17 protein-coding genes are annotated in these 20931 nt (G+C 46.8%); 6 read left to right on the top strand and 11 right to left on the bottom strand.

What is annotated here, in order from left to right; genetic code table 11:
• Positions 1-632: 632 nt before the first annotated feature.
• The 10 genes from IEX81_RS06860 to galU form a co-directional block, all read right to left on the bottom strand.
• Positions 633-1952: a UDP-glucose dehydrogenase family protein gene (locus tag IEX81_RS06860; RefSeq protein ID WP_188802333.1), complete on the bottom strand. Its 1320-nt coding sequence runs from the start codon at positions 1950-1952 to the stop codon at positions 633-635.
• Positions 1953-2749: 797 nt separating this feature from the next.
• Positions 2750-3826, bottom strand: coding sequence for a glycosyltransferase (locus tag IEX81_RS06855; RefSeq protein ID WP_188802332.1), 1077 nt, complete (start codon positions 3824-3826; stop codon positions 2750-2752).
• A gap of 150 nt (positions 3827-3976) precedes the next feature.
• Positions 3977-5083, bottom strand: coding sequence for a UDP-galactopyranose mutase (glf, locus tag IEX81_RS06850; protein ID WP_188802331.1), 1107 nt, complete (start codon positions 5081-5083; stop codon positions 3977-3979).
• 31 nt (positions 5084-5114) lie between these two features.
• On the bottom strand, positions 5115-6317 hold the full coding sequence (locus tag IEX81_RS06845; protein ID WP_188802330.1) for an O-antigen ligase family protein: 1203 nt from the start codon (positions 6315-6317) through the stop codon (positions 5115-5117).
• Positions 6318-6384: 67 nt separating this feature from the next.
• Positions 6385-7380, bottom strand: coding sequence for a glycosyltransferase family 2 protein (locus tag IEX81_RS06840; RefSeq protein WP_188802329.1), 996 nt, complete (start codon positions 7378-7380; stop codon positions 6385-6387).
• 7 nt (positions 7381-7387) lie between these two features.
• Positions 7388-8476, bottom strand: coding sequence for a glycosyltransferase (locus IEX81_RS06835; protein WP_188802328.1), 1089 nt, complete (start codon positions 8474-8476; stop codon positions 7388-7390).
• Between the two features lie 107 nt (positions 8477-8583).
• Complete coding sequence (locus IEX81_RS06830; RefSeq protein ID WP_188802327.1) at positions 8584-9540, bottom strand: glycosyltransferase family 2 protein; 957 nt, start codon at positions 9538-9540, stop codon at positions 8584-8586.
• 84 nt (positions 9541-9624) lie between these two features.
• A complete protein-coding gene (locus IEX81_RS06825; protein WP_188802326.1) occupies positions 9625-10386 on the bottom strand; it encodes a DUF4422 domain-containing protein in 762 nt (253 codons plus the stop codon).
• Between the two features lie 64 nt (positions 10387-10450).
• Positions 10451-11167 (bottom strand): sugar transferase, encoded by a 717-nt coding sequence (locus IEX81_RS06820; protein ID WP_188802325.1) that lies wholly within the window; start codon positions 11165-11167, stop codon positions 10451-10453.
• Positions 11167-12048, bottom strand: coding sequence for a UTP--glucose-1-phosphate uridylyltransferase GalU (galU, locus tag IEX81_RS06815; RefSeq protein WP_188802324.1), 882 nt, complete (start codon positions 12046-12048; stop codon positions 11167-11169). Before galU ends, IEX81_RS06820 begins: the two co-directional genes overlap by 1 nt.
• A gap of 1444 nt (positions 12049-13492) precedes the next feature.
• Here galU and IEX81_RS06810 point away from each other — a divergent pair.
• From IEX81_RS06810 to IEX81_RS06785, 6 genes are all read left to right on the top strand, one after another.
• Positions 13493-14272 carry a hypothetical protein gene (locus IEX81_RS06810; RefSeq protein WP_188802323.1) on the top strand — a complete coding sequence of 260 codons (780 nt, stop codon included), beginning with the start codon at positions 13493-13495 and terminating at the stop codon, positions 14270-14272.
• A complete protein-coding gene (locus IEX81_RS06805; protein ID WP_188802322.1) occupies positions 14269-14559 on the top strand; it encodes a PqqD family protein in 291 nt (96 codons plus the stop codon). Before IEX81_RS06810 ends, IEX81_RS06805 begins: the two co-directional genes overlap by 4 nt.
• Positions 14543-15532: a S24/S26 family peptidase gene (locus tag IEX81_RS06800; RefSeq protein ID WP_188802321.1), complete on the top strand. Its 990-nt coding sequence runs from the start codon at positions 14543-14545 to the stop codon at positions 15530-15532. Before IEX81_RS06805 ends, IEX81_RS06800 begins: the two co-directional genes overlap by 17 nt.
• 569 nt (positions 15533-16101) lie before the next feature.
• Positions 16102-16881 carry a hypothetical protein gene (locus IEX81_RS06795; RefSeq protein WP_188802320.1) on the top strand — a complete coding sequence of 260 codons (780 nt, stop codon included), beginning with the start codon at positions 16102-16104 and terminating at the stop codon, positions 16879-16881.
• 223 nt (positions 16882-17104) lie between these two features.
• Complete coding sequence (locus tag IEX81_RS06790; RefSeq protein WP_188802319.1) at positions 17105-18880, top strand: ABC transporter ATP-binding protein; 1776 nt, start codon at positions 17105-17107, stop codon at positions 18878-18880.
• 313 nt (positions 18881-19193) lie between these two features.
• Positions 19194-20300: a nucleotidyltransferase family protein gene (locus tag IEX81_RS06785; protein WP_188802318.1), complete on the top strand. Its 1107-nt coding sequence runs from the start codon at positions 19194-19196 to the stop codon at positions 20298-20300.
• Between the two features lie 351 nt (positions 20301-20651).
• Here IEX81_RS06785 and IEX81_RS06780 read toward each other — a convergent pair whose 3' ends face one another.
• Positions 20652-20915, bottom strand: a complete 264-nt coding sequence (locus IEX81_RS06780; RefSeq protein ID WP_188802317.1) for a hypothetical protein — start codon at positions 20913-20915, stop codon at positions 20652-20654.
• Between the last annotated feature and the right edge of the window lie 16 nt (positions 20916-20931).

The raw sequence follows: 20931 nt of genomic DNA, 5'->3' as shown, positions 1-20931 counted from the left end.
CATAGAAGTTAATTGGACTTTAATTAACCTCTCGGCATTTACTGCTATTTTCCTTCTTACCAAGAAAATAAAAGATTTCAGGAATAAGAGAATAGCGCCAGATAGTGGAAAGGTTGAAATCACTTTCAGTTTTTCAACAAAGTGATAGGTAAAAAAATTTTATTATGATTCTTTCCAGCCTTAGGCAAAAAAATTCAACAATCTCTTCAATTTATTAAACTAACAGCATTATATCATATAATTATCTATAGAAAAGAAAAAGTTATGGGAAGAAAGTCACAGAGTTATCGAATCATCCATCCATCATTTTCTGCTTCATCGCGTTTATTTACGTTGCCCAATCCATTTATTAGCCATTAATGCCTCTATTCAACGGCTTTTGTACATTTTTTAGTTTATAATAGTCAAAATTTCCTAAATATTTTGCTTTACAGATTATTGAGGATTATCAGCAGTTTAGGTTAGTGGTATGTTATAAAATGAAATAGATATTAGCCATTTTACTCTAGTCTACCTTATTTAAATCTAGTATATTGACCTTGCCTAGCATTCCTATATTGCTTTTCTATCGTGAATCGAGCTTTTTCTTAGAATAAATACCGCAGAGACCTACGATTAATTTTCTGAGCTAATTAGCCAATTGGCTCGGGTGTATGGCTCGGCCGGCCAATGGAATAGTATTCGACAGCCGATTTTTTAACAGCATCCAGACTGTAGCAGTTACGCCCGTCAAAAACGACCGGTGTTCTCATTAGCTTGCTGAATGCAGACAAATCAATCGTTTTCACTTCGGGCCAGTCCGTGATGATGACAGCAAAATCAGTGTCCCGCAAGGCTTCATCAAGACTTTCCGTATACTCAATCGCAGTGCTCAGATGTTTCCGGGCATTGGGGACGGCAATTGGATCGTAAGCAATGATGTTTGCGCCCAGTTCGGCCAGTCTCGGAATCATGACGAGTGACGGGGATTCCCGCAAATCGTCCGTTTTCGGCTTGAACGCGAGGCCGAGGACGGCAACCTTTTTGTTCTCGATCGTGCCGAAACGGGACATGATTTTATCGATCAGCAGCACTTGCTGGTTATTATTGACTTCAATGACTGATTCGAGCAGATTGAATTCATGTCTGGCATTGCCGGCAAGCTGGACAAGCGCATTGGTATCTTTGGGGAAACACGATCCCCCGTACCCGATGCCGGCCCGGAGAAAATCCGGACCGATACGATGATCAAGACCCATCCCCCGGGCAACTTCCTCGACATTGGCTCCTAACGATTCACATAAATTGGCGATTTCGTTGATGAAACTGATTTTAGTCGCTAGAAAGGCATTTGAAGAGTATTTGATCATCTCGCTGCTTGCAATGTCCGTCTTTAGAATAGGCACATTGAACGGTTTATTGATCTCTTCCAGAATATCAGCCGTTTCTTTATCTTCCGTCCCGATCACGATTCGATCCCCATGGAATGTGTCCTTGATCGCCGAACCTTCTCTTAAAAATTCAGGATTAGACGCGATCTGAACGCGGACACCATCTATGGTATTTTGATTGATCAGATTTTTAATATGGACATTTGTTCCGACCGGTACCGTGCTCTTGATGACAACGATAATTCCGCGGTTAATATTGGCGGCAATATCACGTGCCGCCTGCTCCACATAGTCAAGGTTTGCCGCGCCGTCTTCACGCTGCGGCGTACCCACGGCGATATAGACAACCTCCGCGCCTTCAAGTCCCTTTTTATGATCAGCGGTGAAATATAAACGCTCTACTTCAATATTTTTTTGAAGCAGTGCGCCTAGACCCGGCTCATAAATTGTCGGGATACCTTGGTTCAGTTTTACTATTTTAGCCGGGTCGACATCGATGCACGTTACGACATGGCCAATGTCGGACAGTGTGACACCCGTAACCAGACCGACATAGCCGACACCAATAACCGCTATTTTCATCTTGTTCCCTCGCATTCATTACCCGTCATTCTGAATAAGCTAGCTTTCCTAAAATCTATGATCTGTTTCTCGCCTGTCATGACAACTTTAAGGAAAAAAGTTCTTTACAATGCGTGGCGGCCCCGCCATTCATGGGCACGCGCAAAAACCCAAGATAGTTTTAATTATACACCATCAGCGGCGCCAGAAGCAAAAAACCATTAATTTTCGTCTTATCAGGCTAGGTGCATTATAGCATAGATAATTTATTAAAGAACAGAAACCAATTCTATGAAGTATAACGCTCAGACAGCCGGGCTGCAGATCCGTATTTCAGCTTTTTGGCGGGCGGCCGCGACGTAAAATGCAAAATCGCGTTCGCGTTGATCACCATCAGTCTGAACTCTCTTATAGTAGTACATTTTCCTTAAGTTCAGATTAATATGTATTTAAATTTACATATCTTTTTCATGTTAAGCCGGTTGAAATTAAATTTTTGCCAACACGGATCAATTCGGCTCTACTTCTGGATTTCAGTTCGACTTTCGGACAGTTCGGAGCTACTTTCCGGTGTTTCGGCGCAACTTCTGGATTTCGGAGCAACTTTCCGGTGTTTCGGTGCACCTTCTGGATTTCGGATCAACTTTTCGGTATTTCGGAGCTACTTTCGCCCAGTTCGGTGCAACTTTCCGGCGTTTCGGTGCAACTTCTGGATTTCGGATCAACTTTTCGGTATTTCGGAGCTACTTTCGTCCAGTTCGGTGCAACTTTCCGGTGTTTCGGTTCGGCTTTTGTCACAATCGAAGGTTCCGGATTTTCTATTTTGCATTCCAGTCGTCCGAAATTTTGTCGAAATCCGATAATAAAGTTTGATAATAGTGATCCGCATACATCGACTTTATCGATTCTTTGATCTTTTCCTGATCCGGCAACGGCTTTCTCCCGTCCACAATCGATTGAAGAATGATCCGGAGCTGTGATAAATCCCCGGGTCGATAAAGTTCGCCATTGACATTCTGCTGTATAATATCGGCCGGCCCGGTCTCGCAATCCGAACTGATGCAGTAGACACCGCGGGAAATTGCTTCAGTCAGCACCATGCCGAAACCTTCATAAGCGGAGGTCAGCAGCAATGCGGTGGCTTCGTCAATCTTTTCCCAGGCCTGATCCACCCATCCATTCCAGATCACCCGATCCTGAATGCCGAGCTGGTTCGAAAATTGTTTGCAGATATCGGTGTCTTCGCCATCCCCGTATACATTCAGCTGCCAGTCTCCGCTGACCCCAGAAAGTGCGGTCAGCAAATCTTTCAGCCGTTTTTGTCTTTCGAAAAAAATACGGCCGATATAGATGAACTTCACCTTATCCTTCGGGCGCGGGACGGTCCTTTCGATCCGGGGAACCGGATTGTAGATCGTAAACAGAACGGAAGGATTTATTCCGAGCGACTCCATTTGTCTCGCGATGCCCGTGCTGATACAAAAATGATAATCGGCGTAGGGCAGCATTTTGACATGGACTGTCGGCTCATGGAACAGTGAAAAATGAATCCAGGAAACAATCGGAAACTTGTGCCCCAGCATTTTGCGGCAAAGATAACATGCTCTGATTAGCTTTGTGTCTATGCTGATGACCATGCTCGGACGTTCTTCTTTAAAATATTTATAAAGGGCACGCATTTTACTATATGCCCGCGCCAGTTTATTGCCGTGACCGGAAGCGTAGGACGCCGAAGGAATACCGGCCAGCCAGGCTGTGCTATCGGATCCTCCGACCAGCAGTTGAATCTTGTAGCTGCCTGGTCCGCTGTTGATTCGTCTGACGACATCGCGAATGACCGTTTCAGTTCCGCCAAGCCCGGAAAGATGTGGCGTGACGATCACAATTTTTTTCAAGCGGAGCGACCCCTTGTCGATTAAAATACCGCGGGAAGGGCTTTTACAGCCGAGTTTTTCCATCCTTGCCCGTGGTGCGAAACTCACATTTTGTTATTTCAGTTGATTGATCATGACCCCGCCCGGCATCACGGGAAGGACCGGACCTCATCACTTAAATTCCTGGTCGACGGCGGACAAGGCCGCTCCGATCACCTGATGCATGTCATAATACTTGTACATGCCAAGTCGGCCTCCAAAAATCACATTCGGCATTTTTTCAGCCAGATCATGATATTTTTTAAAAACTTCATTATTCTCCGTATTATTTATCGGATAATAAGGTTCGTCGCCTTTTTGCCACGAACTCGGATATTCTTTCGTGATAATGGTCTTCGGCTGATTGCCGAATTCAAAGTGCTTGTGTTCGATGATTCTTGTGTAAGGCGTTTCTGCATCTGTATAGTTGACGACGGCATTCCCCTGAAAATTCTCCTGATCCAGGACGCGGGTTTCGAATTTCAGGCTGCGATACTCAAGCGTGCCGTACTGATAGTCAAAAAACTGATCGATCATCCCTGTATAAACGATCTTCGGAAATTGCTGCATGTACTCTTCTTTCCTGTCAAAGAAGTCAGCGCCGAGTTCGAGATCAATATTGGGGCTTTCAAGCATCTTTTCGACGATTTGCGTGTAACCGCCGATCGGAATGCCCTGATACTTGTCGTTAAAATAGTTGTTATCATAGGTAAAGCGGACGGGAAGCCGTTTGATGATGAAAGCGGGCAGTTCCGTCGCTTTTCTTCCCCACTGCTTCTCCGTATAGCCTTTGATCAGTTTTTCATAGATATCCGTTCCAATTAGGGAAATGGCCTGTTCCTCCAGGTTTTTGGGCTGCCCGATATTGGTTTTGGCTTTTTGTTCAGCAATTTTTGCCTGCGCTTCCTCGGGTGTCACCACACCCCACAGCTTATTGAACGTGTTCATGTTGAAGGGAAGATTATAGATTTCACCTTTGTAGTTCGCGATTGGGGTGTTCGTATAGCGGTTGAATTCGGCGAATCGGTTCACGTAATCCCAGATTTTCTTGTTGTTCGTGTGGAAAATGTGCGCGCCGTATTTATGAACCTGAATGCCCTCCACGTTTTGCGTGTAAATATTGCCCGCTATGTGATCCCTTTTGTCAATCACTTTAACTTTTTTTCCGCGTTTGGCCGCCTCGTATGCAAATGTGCTGCCGAATAGGCCTGAACCTACAACCAGATAATCGTAAGCCAATGTATTCACTCCATTTAGACGATTTGATTTTTTAATTATTCTTCACTGTTTCTTTTTGCCTTCCGAAAAAGGGTTGAATCTTCGTCCAGGCTTTATAGGAGAGGAAACTGCTTGCTTCATTGCTCGCAAACAGAATCAGCAGCGAAGCGCATAAGAACAGATTATTCGTCGTTCTTTCAAAGAACGAATAGGCGAGCAGAGCGAGTATGATGCTCACTTCGAGTATCTTATCTTTCTTCGCCCATTGGCTGCATTTATAAAAGATACCGATGAACACCGTGATAAAAATCGGCCATCCGGATTGGATCAACAGGCGCAGATAAGCGGAATCCAGCAGCATAGTGAATCTCGGTACGGGAATCGTCAGTACGCTTGGGAAGGGTCTGCCGAAAAACGATCCGTAATGATCGATATAGTAATGTCCCATTTGCAGCCGGGTCGAGAATAAGCGATCCAATACTATATAAAGATTGATCTGAGGCGTATACGTGAGCGGCAGAAAGACACTTAAGAAGAACATGACCGGGATTAAGGCCAGCAAGCCGAATTTAACCGCTTTTTTCTTCAGAACAGGTGTATATCTCGTCAGGAACGCGGCCAGTATCACGATCATGGTACAGATAAACGACGTGCGGGCGGCAGTCAGATAATAGATGAAAACATTAAAAAGTGTGATTGCAGAAAGGATCATCCAGTTCGTTTTCTTCAAGTACAGAAACAAATACTCCATGGTCAGGCACATCACCATGTAGCCAAAAGAGTTGGGATGATAAAAACCGAACGAATGCCTGAAGTCGGTCCCTCTCTGGATCACCACTTCTTTAATCATGTGCATGCTGAAGAGAAGGAGCGTCATCACCGACATGGCCAGTTTCGTATACATGGAGATCTTAATCAGTGCAGTGACTTCGACTGCATCCATCGCAATAACAAAGATAAGGCCGTAGAGCAAAATATTGTCGAAGTCGCTGAAACTGTTTTTTTCAACAACGATGTAAAACACTTCAGTCAGCAGCATGATCATGACCATGGCGTAGAGAACGACATTGCGATAAATGTTCCAGCTTCTGTTCATGATAAAAGCGATGATCATCAGGCCAACGCTGCCTAGAAGGACGATTTTGGATTGAAGGATGCTGCCGGTCACCGTCGTCGAGTAGAGGAAAAAATAGACGGTCAGGATAAAGTAAGACAGTTTGATCAGAAAAGCATGAATCGGTTTCTGTTGAGCCACGTTTAAACCTCCCGGGTTTCTTTCAGTTGTTCACAATTACTTGCGTGACCATTTTTCACTGTAATCCTCAATGGATAGGTTTCCATTTATGATAAAAAAAGATAAACAGGTGGAGCAGGCCGATCTTGTAAAAAAACAGCTTGCCCATTAATTTTAAATCTTTTGAAGAGGCCAGACATTGTTTCCAGGTGATTTGTCCCAAGTTTTTTTTGAAAAGCTTCAGCAGTTCTTCAGAAGATTGAACCGTCTCATAAGATCTGCCGTATTCTCTCAATAAGTGATTGCTTTTGTACACAAAGTACTCTCTTTCGAAAAGGCGGTCGATGTTTTCTTCAGCCAGAATGTCGCCGATTAGGTTAATCGCTACTACGAAATCCCGGACATTACTTTCATTCATCGAATGGACGGTGGAGTCTTCGTTGCTCACGTAATGGTACAGAGTCTTATTGAGATACTTACACTTTTCCGTCTTTGTCAAAATTTGGAACATCGTCGGTATGTCTTCAAACTTCAGATTCGGATATCTGATGTGAAAAGTCTCAAAAAGATCCCGCTTGATAAACTTATTCCATGAAAAACCCTCGATCAATGCCTGGTTATTAATCAGAAATTCTTGGACGACTCCGTCCCGGTAGAACAGCCGGTTGTCAAAACGCGAATGATCCCTGAATTCCAAGACGTATCCGCCCACATCGACTTTGTTCCAATTGAAAAGCACGACGTCGCAATGCTCGCCGCGGGCTTCATTGTACAGGATTTCAAGCGCGTTCCTGTCGATATAATCATCGCTGTCCACAAACGCGACATACTCTCCCCGGGCCAGATCCAGCGCGCGATTTCTGGCGGCTCCCTGTCCTGCATTTTCCTGAGTGACGCGGACAATGTCCATATAGCGAACCGCATAATCATCAATGATCTGCTGACTTCCATCCGTCGATCCGTCGTTAACCACGATGATCTCTTTTTCTTTCATGGTTTGGCCGACAACACTGTCAAGACACTTCGCGAGAAACTTCTCACTGTTATAGACGGGGATGATGATACTCACTTTTATCTCGGTCATGAAGGAATCAGCGCCCCGTCCTTTGCAATTTTTGTTCATCTTCCAAAACCCGATTCATCCGTTCAATGAATTGTCCGATGTCATACTTTTCCACCGACTGCCTCACTTCGGACGGATCGGGCAGTTCCAGCTTCCCGGCAACGATCCGGTTCAGCAGTCCGGCCAGCGCCTTGTTATCGCCGATCGGATAGAGCCATCCGTTTTCATTCTCTTTGATGATGTCCGAAGGCCCGACCGGACAATTCGAACTGACGCAGGGAATTCCCCTTGCCATCGCCTCGACCAGCACCATGCCGAATCCTTCATATTCGGAGGTCAGAACCAGAAGCGATGCATCCTTAATACACTCGAAAGGCCGATCCTGCCAGCCAAGCCAGGACACCTTCGGCCCAACCCCCAGATCGGCCGCAAACTGGACCAATCTGTTCTTATCTTCGCCGTCGCCAATGATCGTTAGTTTCCAATCACCCACAACCTGGCTTACGGCGCGCAGCAGATCGCTGACTCTTTTTTGCCCGTCATAAATCAGTCGGCCGACATAGATAAAATGTGCCTGATGGAGCGGCCTGTTCATTAACGAATGATCCATATTCAAAGGGTTATAAACGAGATGAATTCTCGATTCGTCGGCAAGCCCGTTTTCTATGTATTCTTTTTTCAATCCTTCACTTATGGCCAGATGAAAATCCGCCGATTTCAGGACTTTTTTATAAAATGGGGAAATAGATGTCAGCGAGAAGTGGATCCAGGTGCCGACTTCAGGTTTCTTATTGAGGAACTTGCTGATGATTTTCGCATATAAAACCGCCTTCTCATCTGCGCCAAGGATTATATCCGGTTCAAACGCTTTGATGCCGGAAGGTGCCTCAACCATGCATTTCAGATATCTTCTGACCTTGGATTCCTTTGCCGAACAGAGAAGGTGGTAGTTCCGGCCGCCCATTCTCTCGAGCCAGGTCTCATCCCTCGAACCGCCCAGGACAAACACCTTCATGCAGTTATTGACCGAGGCATTATAGCCGATGACCGTGTCGGAAATGACGGTTTCCATTCCGCCCCTTCCGGTCACTTCACCAAGCAATATGGCGATCTTCATGTCTTTCACCTTTCCTTATGATTCCTACGTGGCGGTCTGTGCATTCAGGCAGTTTAAAGTTTGCCCGGATTTGTTCCGCGTTCTTCTGCTGAGTTTTTTTTCCGTTATCAAACATTCTTTTTGCGCAGATAAATCTTTTCATATAATGAAGGACTGATTTTCATTAAAAGAAGGGCGATTCGATACTTATTTGACATGTAACGGAATGTCTGAAGATTCACTCCAGAGAGCAGCTGCCTGATTTTTTCATCTTTATTGGTTTGATTAAACTTTAAATTATGATGGACGATGTGAATCAGGTTTCTTGTCTCAAGCACGTCCACATAGGGGCTGTCTTCTTCCAGACCCTTTTCGCGGAGATACTCCTTGATTTTACGAACGAGCCGCCCTGAATAGATTTCAATATCGGCATTATATTTTGTTGTCGTGCTGTTCTCCCTCTTAAACAGATTATAAAGAGGGCGTTCGACAAACGAAATGCCTTCACTTATATTGCATATATATTTAAAAACAAAAAGGGTGTCTTCGAAAAAATTACCGTTTTCAAAGACGAGGCCGTTCTGCCGTATTTTATCAAGTCTGAAAATTTTATTCCACAGACCGACGTCCATTTCCCGGTGATGTGTTAAAAAATCGGCAATCGGATCAGAACTGTTTTTTAAACAGCTTTCTGTCTCCGTTTCTGTCCGGTCCGGGAAGATTTTTTTGATCCCGCAGATACACAAGTCGGATTTGTCCGCCTCAATCGTGTCGTACATTGCCGACAGCATACCGTCTTCAAGATAGTCATCGCTGTCGAAGAACATGACATACTTGCCCGATGCCTGTTTCAAGCCGTTATTCCGGGCGGCGGACTGCTTCTGGTTTTCCTGCGTGACCACTTTTATAAAATCATATTCTTTTTCATATTTTTCCAGAACAGCCAGCGTTCCATCCGTCGAACCATCGTTAACAAGAATGATTTCGATCGGCGGGCGCTTCTCCTGGTGAATAATGCTGTCCAGACATCCGGCTATCAGGTGCTCCGAATTATAAACCGGAATGATAATACTGATTTGTTTCAATTCAGATACCCCTATTTTACCCGTTATGCTCACCGACATGGAATAAAAAGTGGAAGACAAGTTTTGCGAAGAACGCCGTACAATCTAGGCAAATTTTCTTCTAAAGAACGCAAATATCTTCTTGAACCAGTTTTGCCTTTCCATGAACAGGACCGGTAATTCAATATAATTCACGTTGTTTTTGTCCAGCCAGACATCCAGAAGACGCTCGCTGATGTAACCGAAAACACGGGCTTCTTTCGGAGAATAGCGGGAGATATCAATCTCTTTCTCAAGCTGGAACAAAATTGAAAACAGCCAATCGGCATAGGCGTCAAACAATGTTCTTTTCATGATAAACATATTGAACCGGTGCGACGCGGTCTGCAGCATCGCCTGATCAAACGCCGTGACATATTCAGGATACATTTTCTTGATAATGTTCCTTGTCCGCCTTAAATCATTTCCATTATGCGCGTGTACATAGTGAGACATGCTTGTCTCAATCCAGTAGTGCCTTTTTTTGGGCATAATCACATCAGAATGAGCAAGCAGCCTTTGTGCAGTACCAGAGGACAGGATGTGCTTCCATTTGGCATTTATCGGTCCAAAGAAAAAAGACCGGTCACAGAAATGTCTTCGATAGTGGACCAAACCCAGGAAGTCCCCATCTAAATTTTTCCATGCCCAGTACATCGCCGTCAGTTCACAATAATTCGGGTTTTTCCCTGATATGTTCTCACCTGTATTGTCGCCCATATAACCGATACCGTCATGAATGGCCCTTCCAACCTGCAAAGGGACATACATTTTATCTTCAGGCATTCGATATTTCTTATGCGTTGCGATAACGATTTTTATATTCAACTTATAAACTCCCTGTTCACACGAAGGCTGAATATCCCGGCAGCCGCTTGCCTGCCACTTATCCTTAATATGCACCTTTTCCGGTAATCACCGACAAAATGGTCTGAAAAACAATTTTCAGATCAAATTTAAAAGACTTGTGGCGAATGTAATAAAGCTCGACATCGACACGTTCAGGATATTCAATATCGCTGCGCCCGCATACCTGCCAGTATCCGGTTAATCCCGGTTTTGCAGACAGAAACAGCTTTGTATTATCCCCGTATTCCTTTAGTTCTTCGGTCACTACAGGTCTTGGCCCGACGATACTCATTTCGCCCTTAATAACATTAATAAGCTGCGGCAGTTCGTCAAGACTCGTCTTCCGGAGAAAACGTCCAATTACCGTAATTCGAGGGTCTTCAGAAGGCTCAAGCTTGTAATTATTTTCAATATACTTTCTGTAAAGCAGTTTGTTGGATTTTAATTCTTCCTCAGCGTTGACAACCATGGACCGGAATTTATAGATATAAAACGCATGGCCGCGCTGGCCTATTCTCTTCTGTCTGAAGAAAACCGGGCCTTTCTGATTGCCGAAAAGATAAAATAAGGAGATGATCAGGAACAATGGTGAACTTAAAACTAGCCCGACCACTCCGGCGACCAAATCAAACGCTCTTTTGAAAAACAAGTAAAACACGCTGTCATTCATCAGATTATATGCAACCACTGAGCGCCCCGTCCGTTCAACGTAACGCGCTTCAATTTCCGACTTTGATAAGGCCATCGTCTGTTCCTCCATCAATTTAACAGCAATTTATTTTCATGAAGAATTTGTTCAATACCCTTAAGCACATCCTGCTGCAGATCTTCATCCTGCAGCGCCATTTCAATGTTCGTCAGGACAAAACCGAGCGTTTCACCGACATCAAAGCGTTTGCCTTCAAACTGGTAGGCGTAGACGCCCTGCAGTTCATTCAGCTTCTGGATCGCATCAGTCAGCTGAATCTCTCCGCCTGCGCCAAGTTCCTGTTTGTCAAGAAAGTCAAAGATCTCGGGAGTCAGAACATAGCGGCCGATGATCGCCAGATTGGAAGGCGGATTATTCTTAGGCTTCTCAACAAAGCGGCTGACATTGAACAGGCGGCCTTCCTGGGATTTCGGGTCGATGATCCCATAGCGGTGCGTCTCTTTTTCCGGCACTTCTTTGACGCCCAGCACAGAGCAGCCGGTGCGTTCGTACTGTTCGGCAAGCTGCTGAATGCACGGCGTCTCCGACTGAACAATATCGTCACCTAGAAGAACTGCAAACGGTTCGTCACCGATGAAATTCCGGGCGCACCAGACAGCATGACCAAGGCCCTGCGGAGACTTTTGCCTGATATAGTGAATATCGATTTTGGATGATTCACGGACTTTTTCAAGCAGATCCAATTTATTTTTATGAATCAAATTCTGTTCCAGTTCGTAAGCAATATCGAAGTGATCCTCGATCGCCCGCTTGCCTTTGCCGGTAACGATGATAATGTCTTCGATGCCTGCTTCAACTGCTTCCTCAACGATGTATTGAATCGTCGGCTTGTTGACGATCGGCAGCATTTCTTTAGGCAATGCCTTCGTTGCAGGAAGAAAACGCGTCCCCAAACCCGCGGCCGGAATGACCGCTTTCCTGACTTTTTTCATAAAAAACCCTCCTGATGATCAAAAAGCTCCAAGTCCTTCATGCTGTCTATAAACTATTCGCACGTACAGTGCTTTTTTTCTGGCGACGGATCTATTTAATTCGGATTCTTTCATTTTTCTGTTCTCCTATTTAAGAGAACAATAAATCGTCAGACTTCTTAGCTTGATAAGCTATAAGAATTATAGCATATTATTTTCCAAAGAAAAGAGGAAGATATGGGAAGAAGGTAACAGAGTTTGTCTAATGCGCCCCTATTCGACATATATTTCGTATTGTTACGTTTTAATTACTTTTATGTAACTCATATTTGCTTTAATAACGGGGATTTGTCAGGCTTCTGACTTTATCTTTTACAGGACTGGGTCCGTTCCTCCTGTACAGAACGAAATCAAATTTTTTCCGTCTTTGAATCAACAGCGCTCCGCACGAATCACATTGACAAACCAATGCGCAAAACTATTCATCTGAAACTGTATTATATTTTTTTACAGGCCCGGCTTATGCCTCTCTCATCAATGAGGCGTTAATTACTTCTATTCAGAACCTGCGCCGCTTTTTCAAACCGTACACAAGCCTGCCGTCATCAGTCTATATCAAGCTCCGCGGATTTTGCTTTCTTTATGGGCTGTCGATTTTGCCGGAAAAAGCATCTCCGTTTCTTGTTCATTATCGGGCCTATATGCCTAATTTACAGACAAAAATTTTTTATCAATACTTTTTTGCCGAGTACATGTAAACGTCACCAGCGGAGATCCCGTCAAAATCCCCGATGTTAAAGGAAAAATTAATGCCGGCGGTTTCATTGAATGTTATTTTTCAGTGACTTTTGTCACATAAAATAATATTTTTTATGTCATAAAAGCAAATTTGTAACGATTGTGTAACGCTGTGAAATGTAGGATAAGGTTATTGATTATGCAAGCGATGTCAGAAGAAGGAAAACCTCCCTGAACCGGGGGAAAACCGATGTCGCCCGAAAAGAGGTGGATCGTTAAAATCGTTTTAACTCTTTAAATCACTTTTCTATCACCTTTGTATCCTTATTTCGCAGCCTTCCATCACGTTCGGCATTCGCACTTCGGACACACCCGTTATGGAAAAGCATTGCCCGCCTTCAAAGGATTGGCTATCATCTGATTCATTTTTTCCATGAAAAAGACACGCCGAAGCGTGCCTGTGCACATCCGCCAACGCGGACGCAGCATTAAATGATTCTATCTTTATTTCCGTAGCAGCAACCAAATCAGCGGACCGATTTCCGAGCCGCTCGCTGATTTGGTTATTCAATCAAGTTCATTGTCTCGTGTGCGTAAAAAAAACCAGGGACTCTGTTCTATGGAACCCGGTGCAGGTGGTGCTGCACGGGCGAGAGAAAACAGCAGCCGATCAGGATGATCCGGTTTTTTAGACGTGATTTTATCCAAGGACAAGGAGAATCGTTGCATGCATAAAATCTACACGACTATTGGCGAACACGCTTTTGAAGTCACGGCAGATTCAGCCAACTTTATGAACCTTTTTGCAAATCACTTCTCATCGCTGAAGAAAGTTCCGGACCAGCCGGTCGATATGGTGGTGCATATCCATGGCGGATACGGGACACCCCTCGTCACTTCCGATTTTAGCATAACCGAGGAGTCGCGTAAACTTATTTTTCGACGCGATGATTATCTAATCGACATTGATCCGGACTATCATTCGGCAAATTTATATGTTTATAACGGTCTTGCACTGAAACAGGCTTTCATCAATCTCTACAGCTCTTTTATTGTTTTCCACAGCTGGGGGCTTCTGGTGCACGGAGAATACGTTGTCAACAACGGCCTGGCTCATCTGCTTTGCGGGGAAAGCGCCCCCTCTGTTTCTCCCGAGTCGGACAATCCGGCACAGATCCTTCCGGACGAAGTCGTGCTGATCAAGATTTCGCCCGAAGGCATACGCATCTTTGACTCTCCGTTCGGCCATGAAGCCGCGGCAAAGCATAGCTGCGGTTCGAACCCGATCGGCAGCGTCCATTTTATCCAGCAGGCTTTCCAGAATAAGCAGATGAAAATCGGCCGTACATACAGCCTGCTGCGCCTTCTGGACACAGTGTTCTACTGGCCGCACAACACGGAACAAACGAAGCGAGTCATCACAATGCTGCGCCAGTTCGTGCATGCGACCCCGGTTTACACGGATTATTTTCAGAAAAATAAAACAATGAAGGAACTGATTTCATGAACACTTATTATATAAGAAAAAATAATTGTGAAACCGTCGAGATCGACGATCAATTGATGATCGTCAATTCCGATAATTTTACAGTTACTAATCTGAACGGGGCCGGCGGTAAATGCTGGGCTCTGCTGGAGAAGCGGCAGAGTGCGGACACGCTCGTGAAAAATCTGCTCGGCAGCGGGGATAACGCGGCAGACGGACAACAGACGAATTTCGCCCGGCTTCAGGCGGATGTCGAAGCGTTTCTCAGCCAAATGGCGGCTTATGGTCTCATTGAACATGCCGGATGAACGCACGCGCATCCACCGGGGAAGTCCGCTTCCGGTCGAAAGGGTTCGCCAAATTGGGCGGCAAACCGACCGGTGCCGCAAACTGACCGCGTACCGCCCACCTTCCTATCGAAGACGCGGGAAGCTTTCGGCTGGCAGAAATGCCGAGTTCAACGGCAGACCAAGCTTTGGCGACGCCGTTTTTACCCCAAAGAGAACTGCGGCCGGCCCTACTCTGAACAATGGATCGGTTTTGGATACAGACGTGCTTCCCGCTCTAGTCAGAAATCCCCGGGGTGGCGAGCTGACTGACCCTCAGAAGCAAGCACTGATCGATCAGATTCTACGCGATCCTCAGCAGGAAATTGACGAACTGATCATCCGCGTCAGGAGGCAGAATTCCTTGACTGTACCCGGATCATCTTGGGATGAGCGACAGACTGTTCGCACCGTGAAAGAAGACGCGAAGCACATCGATTTTTATTGCAGCGATATGTCCGGAAGCACACACCAGCCTGAACAGGACCTTGACCAAAGAGTCAGTCTCGCTATCCGCCAGGTGATCGACCGTTATGGACGGGTATTGCTCTCCTCTCGCGGCCAGAGCATGTTCCCGTATATCAGGGAGGGTGACAACTGCACCTTTCTCGCCCGGGACGCCGGGTTTCTCAAACGGGGCGACATCGTGCTTTATCAGGCACCGTCGGGCGTGCTGATCGCCCATCGTTTTCTAGGTACCCAGCGGGATGCGTTCGGGCTGATCGTCTATATTGTAAAAGGAGACAGCAATCTGAAACCCGATCCCACGGTGTATCCCGGGCAAATTATCGGAATCATGACGAAGATCGAGCCAGCCAGCCACAAATTCCGGCTTTCTCATATTTTCCACCGGACCTGGTGCCGGCTGGTCCTCGATTTTCCCCTTACGTCGAAATGCGTGAATAAGTACCTTGTCCTCCGCAACCGACTGGCCATGACGCTCAAAAAAAGATGATTCATAGTCATAGAAAACGCAGGAACGGGCTGGCAGATTAGAAGGCTGCCCGTTCCTTTTTTTCAATGAGAAACGCCAAACCCGATTGATCCCATAATCCGGAAAAACGCACACACGTGCTGTGCAGCAGAATTTACAGATCCGTGACTTCGGAATGCTTCTGTTCAACTGCCGCCTGCAAACACATCGGGAAGGTTTTTCAGTAAAAACGATAGATTATGGCGCTTTTTGTAACATTCGTGTAATGGGCTGTCAATTATAGTGAACGTGTTGATATTTTCCAGATATCATCAATAGAGATGAAAAAATTTATTGACTGGAGGTGAAAATCGATGAAAAAGGAAAACAACGATTCCAAGAAAGTTTTGAGCCCGGTCGTACTCAGCCACCAGGCGATCCGTTTTGAAACAAAGGTAAGCAAACCTTGCAAACCTGAATAAGCAGCTGCAAAAGCATAACGTATGATGGTTTCTGACGGGGGAGACAGAGAAACACCGTTCGGTTTTTACTCTGGCTCTCCCGTATTTTTTCTTGCCGCACTTATAACTGATTTCCGAGGAGCTTAAACCATGACCATAAAAACAGCTGAAGTTGATGAACACACGATCCAATTCTCCTGCGATTCCGCCCGACTCTGGGCGTTAATCAAGGAGAACTTCCGGTTCGTTTCTTTTTCAAAACCCGCCGATCTTTCCGTAACCATTCAGGACGGCTACGGGGCGCCGTTTGCCGGTTTTGATGTGGAGACGCAAAGAACCGGGCATTCGGTCGTTTATACCCGGCCGGATTATCGCATTGAATCCGATCCGGGTTTTAAACAGGCAACCATTCAGGTCTATGACAGGCTCGCCCTGAAGCATGCACTGATGAATCTGTACAGTTCTTTTATCGTTTTCCATAATTGGGGGCTGATGATCCACTCTTCCTGCGTGATTGACGGCGGCACCGCCCACATGTTTTCCGGCACGTCCGGGGCGGGCAAATCGACGGCCGCGCAGCTCTCATACCCGCGCCCGCTTCTGTCGGATGAGGCGTCGCTTCTGAAAATTACGCCGGATGGAGTCACTGTTTTTAACTCGCCCTTCCGAAGCGATGTGAGCGCTCTGGCAGGCGGAAGTCCCTGCCCGCTCGCGAGTATTCAGCTCCTCCACCAGTTCCCCGAGAACCGGCGGGACCGGCTGGATAAAGCGGCGGGTCTGCTGCAGCTGATGAATAAAGTATTTTATTGGACCAACAGCCCTGAGGAAATGGCCAAGGTCATCTCGCTTCTGAAACAATTAATCGAACAGGTCCCCGTCTACGATCTCTATTTTCAGAAGAGCAGCGCCTTCTGGAAACTGATCTCCTGATGACAGGGTTGTACAAAGTCCGGATGGAACGGGTAAAAATGAATCAGACGACCAGCGGAACCTTTTTCGTCTGAAATTTTCTTCACGTAATGATCGTGTAATGACTTTCATTTTAAAATGGCACCATCGGCATCACAGGACAGATACCAATATTTCCCACAATACGGTCCGCCACGACTCGGGCGACCGGCTGCCGCTTAAATTTTCGAGGAGGTTAATCCTGTTGAGCATAAAAAAACGGGCGCGGACAAGCCATGTCGGAAACACCATCCAACTGATTGGACCGCTTATCAAAAAACACTGGCGGGCCTATGCAGGGCTGACGGCGGTCATGCTGGTCGACCTCGCGCTGACTCTTGGCACGGCCTCCTACTTTGGTAAAGTAACGGACGCCGCTGTCGGGAGCCGTCTGTCCGAGCTGACTTGGCTGATTCCGGTCGGGGCCGGGCTTCTTGTGCTCACGATCAGTGTCAATTTTTTCGATACATTTTTCGAATCCGCCGCCGTATACGGCGTGACACGCGATTTGAAAGAAGCGCTGTATCAGCATATGCTGCTGCTGCGGACGGGGACGATGAACTCGCTTCGCTCCGGGGATCTGCTGTCGCGGTTCGGCAACGACATCACGGCCATTCAGAACATGCTGGGCTCCCGGCTCGTGGATGTGATCCGTCTTCCGCTGATCTATCTTTCCGTTTTTATCTACCTTTTCCAGATCAGCCCGGTCCTTTCCATGGTCAGCTGGGGTATCGCGCCGATCGCCATTGCGGGAAGCATGATCTTCGGCCTTCTGCTTCGCCGCAACAGCCGCAAAGTCAACCGGCTGACGGGCGACAATACGCAGCTGGTCAATGAGACGCTGCAAGGGTTCCACGTTGTCCGCTCTTTTGTCATGGAACGTCTGCTCGTCAGGCGCCATGTGAAGCAGAATCAGGATTTGTACAATCTGGAAATGAAGAGCGCCAGGCTGCGCGGTTTCTATTACGCGGGCGGCGCGACGGCGAGCGCTCTGACTTTCCTCGTCAGCCTGTGCCTCGGTGCTTATTTTGTCTCACAGAAGACGCTGACGGTCGGTGCGCTGCTGACGTTCATTACACTCGTCGAGCATCTGGTCTATCCCCTGACCAGCGCGGCGGGCAACTGGGTTAATTTTCAAAAGGCGACAACGGCTGTCGAGCGCGTACAGGAAATCCTCAGGCTTCCGGTCGAGCAAAACCAGGTGCCCCCTCTCCTTCAGACTGCGGATTATCCGTGTGAACCGGTACGGTCGATCGAATTCCGCCATTTGACATTCGGCTACGAACCGGATAAGCCCGTCTTCAGCGATCTGAATCTGAGGATCCCGGCCGGCAAAAAAACAGCGATTGTCGGTTTGAGCGGAGCAGGAAAATCGACTCTTTTTGCTCTCCTCACACGGCTTTACACGCCGCAGCAGGGAAGCATCCGGATCAACGGCCGCTCGATCGCTTCACTGTCCCTGAGCGGGCTTCGCGAATCCATCGCTCAGGTCCCGCAGGAAACCTTTCTCTTTAATGGGACGATCCGCGACAATCTGCGGCTCGGCCGGGATGTGGCCGAAACCGATCTCGTGAGGGCGGCGCGGATCGCCGCACTGGACGATTTTATCCGCGGACTGCCGCAAGGTTACGACACAGAAATCGGCGAACGCGGGCTGCTCCTCTCCGGCGGGCAAAAACAGCGGGTTGCTATTGCCCGCGCACTTCTGAAAAACGCGCCGATTCTGCTTCTGGACGAAGCGACGGCCGCACTGGACACCGAAACGGAAGCACGGGTGAAAGCGGCGCTCGATCATCTGATGGAGGGGCGCACCACGATTGTCATCGCACACCGGCTCTCGACGATACAGAATGCGGATCATATCATCGTTCTTGAAAAAGGCCAGATCGTTCAGCAGGGCCCGCACGAACGGCTGATGACAGAAAAAGGACTCTACCGCCGGCTCCATTTGATCGGAAGAGATACGATCGCTTCTATATAAATGCAACTGGCGAAGAGAAAATTCATTTACTATTGATTTTCAAGTATGTTTTTATAGCCATTAAACATGTAGATAGAAAATTTCACTGATCATCGCGAATCCCAGGTGTTTTATCATTATAAAAACAGATATGAAAATGCATCGAACATTTTCACAGATTTTCAGGAGGTTGTTTCTAACGGAGTTTTGGATAGAAGCAACCCGATGTCGTCAGTCGTTTTTTACGGATCGGGTTGATTTTTTACAGGCAGGACCGCTGTTTCACGTATTGTTCCTGCTGTTCATGATGAATTGCGGATTGAGGTGGTCGACCATGTTGGAATTGTTGCGCGCTCTTTACGACGAACGCAAAACGCTTGAAAAAGAACCGGACTTTTATCGGTATGTTATGGAAGATCGGCAATTTGATCGAGTCTGTTCGCAGATCTGCTTTTTCCTTAAAAGGCAGAAACGGCTCGATCAGCTTCCTTCTTTTTTCCAGGACGCCCTGAACGAGCGGTTTATGGGAAACGTTTCCGCCAGCCTGTTGCTGAAAGCTCAGCTCAAGCAGCTGCTGGGCCGGTTCGAGTCGCTGGGCATCGATGTGATCCCGCTCAAGGGGCCGCTTTTTGCAGAAAAGTATTATGGCGACCTGGCGGCAAGAGACTCGGGCGACATTGATATTCTCATAAGACCGGAACAGATGGATGAAGCTATTAAAATAATTGAGACGATGGGTTTTGTGCCCGGGAGAAAGTACGAGCCTTACCATTTCCATCGCGTATTTTATAAGAAAATGCCAGGCTGGTCGGATGAACTGGCGATCGAAGTACACTGGGACCTTTTGCGGAAAGAAACGTCGTCGCTGAACATGGCCGAGCTCTGGCGTGATTCGGTTCCGTTCAAGCCGTACCGGCACGTTTTTGAGCTGTCGGATCTTCATACGTTTTATCTGATCTGCCTGCACGGCTGGAATCATCATCTCAACAGTTGGAAATATTTCATCGATATCGTCCAGATGATTCATGTGATGAAGGACAGGTTGGATTTTATTGAACTGATGCAGTTCGCCCGAAAACAGAAGACGTGGAAACGGGTCGCACACACGCTTATGATCGTCTACCACGAATTCCCGTCCCTGGACGAAGTGCTGCCGCTTCCGATCCGCCATAACACAACACTCTGGTGGAGAAGACGCGATCTTCAATGCGCGGATCAGCCCAAGAAAACCATGCCGACGATCATCAGACGCCTTAAACAGACGAAGGATTATGACAATGGGCTTCAAAAATGGACCTTTTTAAAAAGGGAAATCATGCCTGACCCGGTTAATTTCGCAGACACCATCGGCAGAAAAGGAATGCGCCTGCCCCGCTTCTTTCAATATTTACTGGTTTACTTGAAGCGCCTTGAGGGACTGTTCTACTGGGCGCGCAGATAACGAGATACAGAGTCCGCATGCAGGCGGACTTTTTGTAAGCGAATCGTTTGGATTGGCATGTCGTGATTGTGGACGGCAGCCATTATTTGCGCAATTCTATAAAGGGCTGACAGAGATGCTCGTCAGCAGAGCTAACGCGACAGGAAGAGAGCCCACCTTCGTTGGAAGAGGGCCGGTTTCCGCCGATAGAACCTCGATTCCCGCCGATAGAGGGCTGATTTTGGCCGGTAGAACACCGATTTCCGCCGGTAGAGGGCCGATTTCCGCTGATAGAACACCGGTTTCCGCCGGTAGAACCCTGATTTCCGCCGGTAGAACCTCATTTCCGCCGGCACGGTCATTAACAGTCGGTTAAATATTTTCAAATATATTTTTTTCTTCTTCGATGACGATATACATCAGTTCTTCTTTATATTGCCCTTTTCCCTGTGTGTAAAAGAGCTGGTACTTATTTTCGGTTACCTTCATCATGCCGGAGTAAATGGAGCCATAGATGTTGGAAAATTTACGGGCCGCAAGCGTGATATCCTTCGCGATTATGACGCAGAAGTAAACACGGGACTGATGTCGTGTCGCTTGTCCGGTCGGCCGTAGATAAAATATGTACTTTTTCATCGGTACGAATAGCCCC

The organism is Sporolactobacillus putidus, from assembly GCF_014647035.1.
Taxonomy (GTDB): domain Bacteria; phylum Bacillota; class Bacilli; order Bacillales; family Sporolactobacillaceae; genus Sporolactobacillus; species Sporolactobacillus putidus.
Note: the sequence above shows the minus strand (reverse complement) of the source record. Positions and strands in the feature narration are given on the sequence as shown.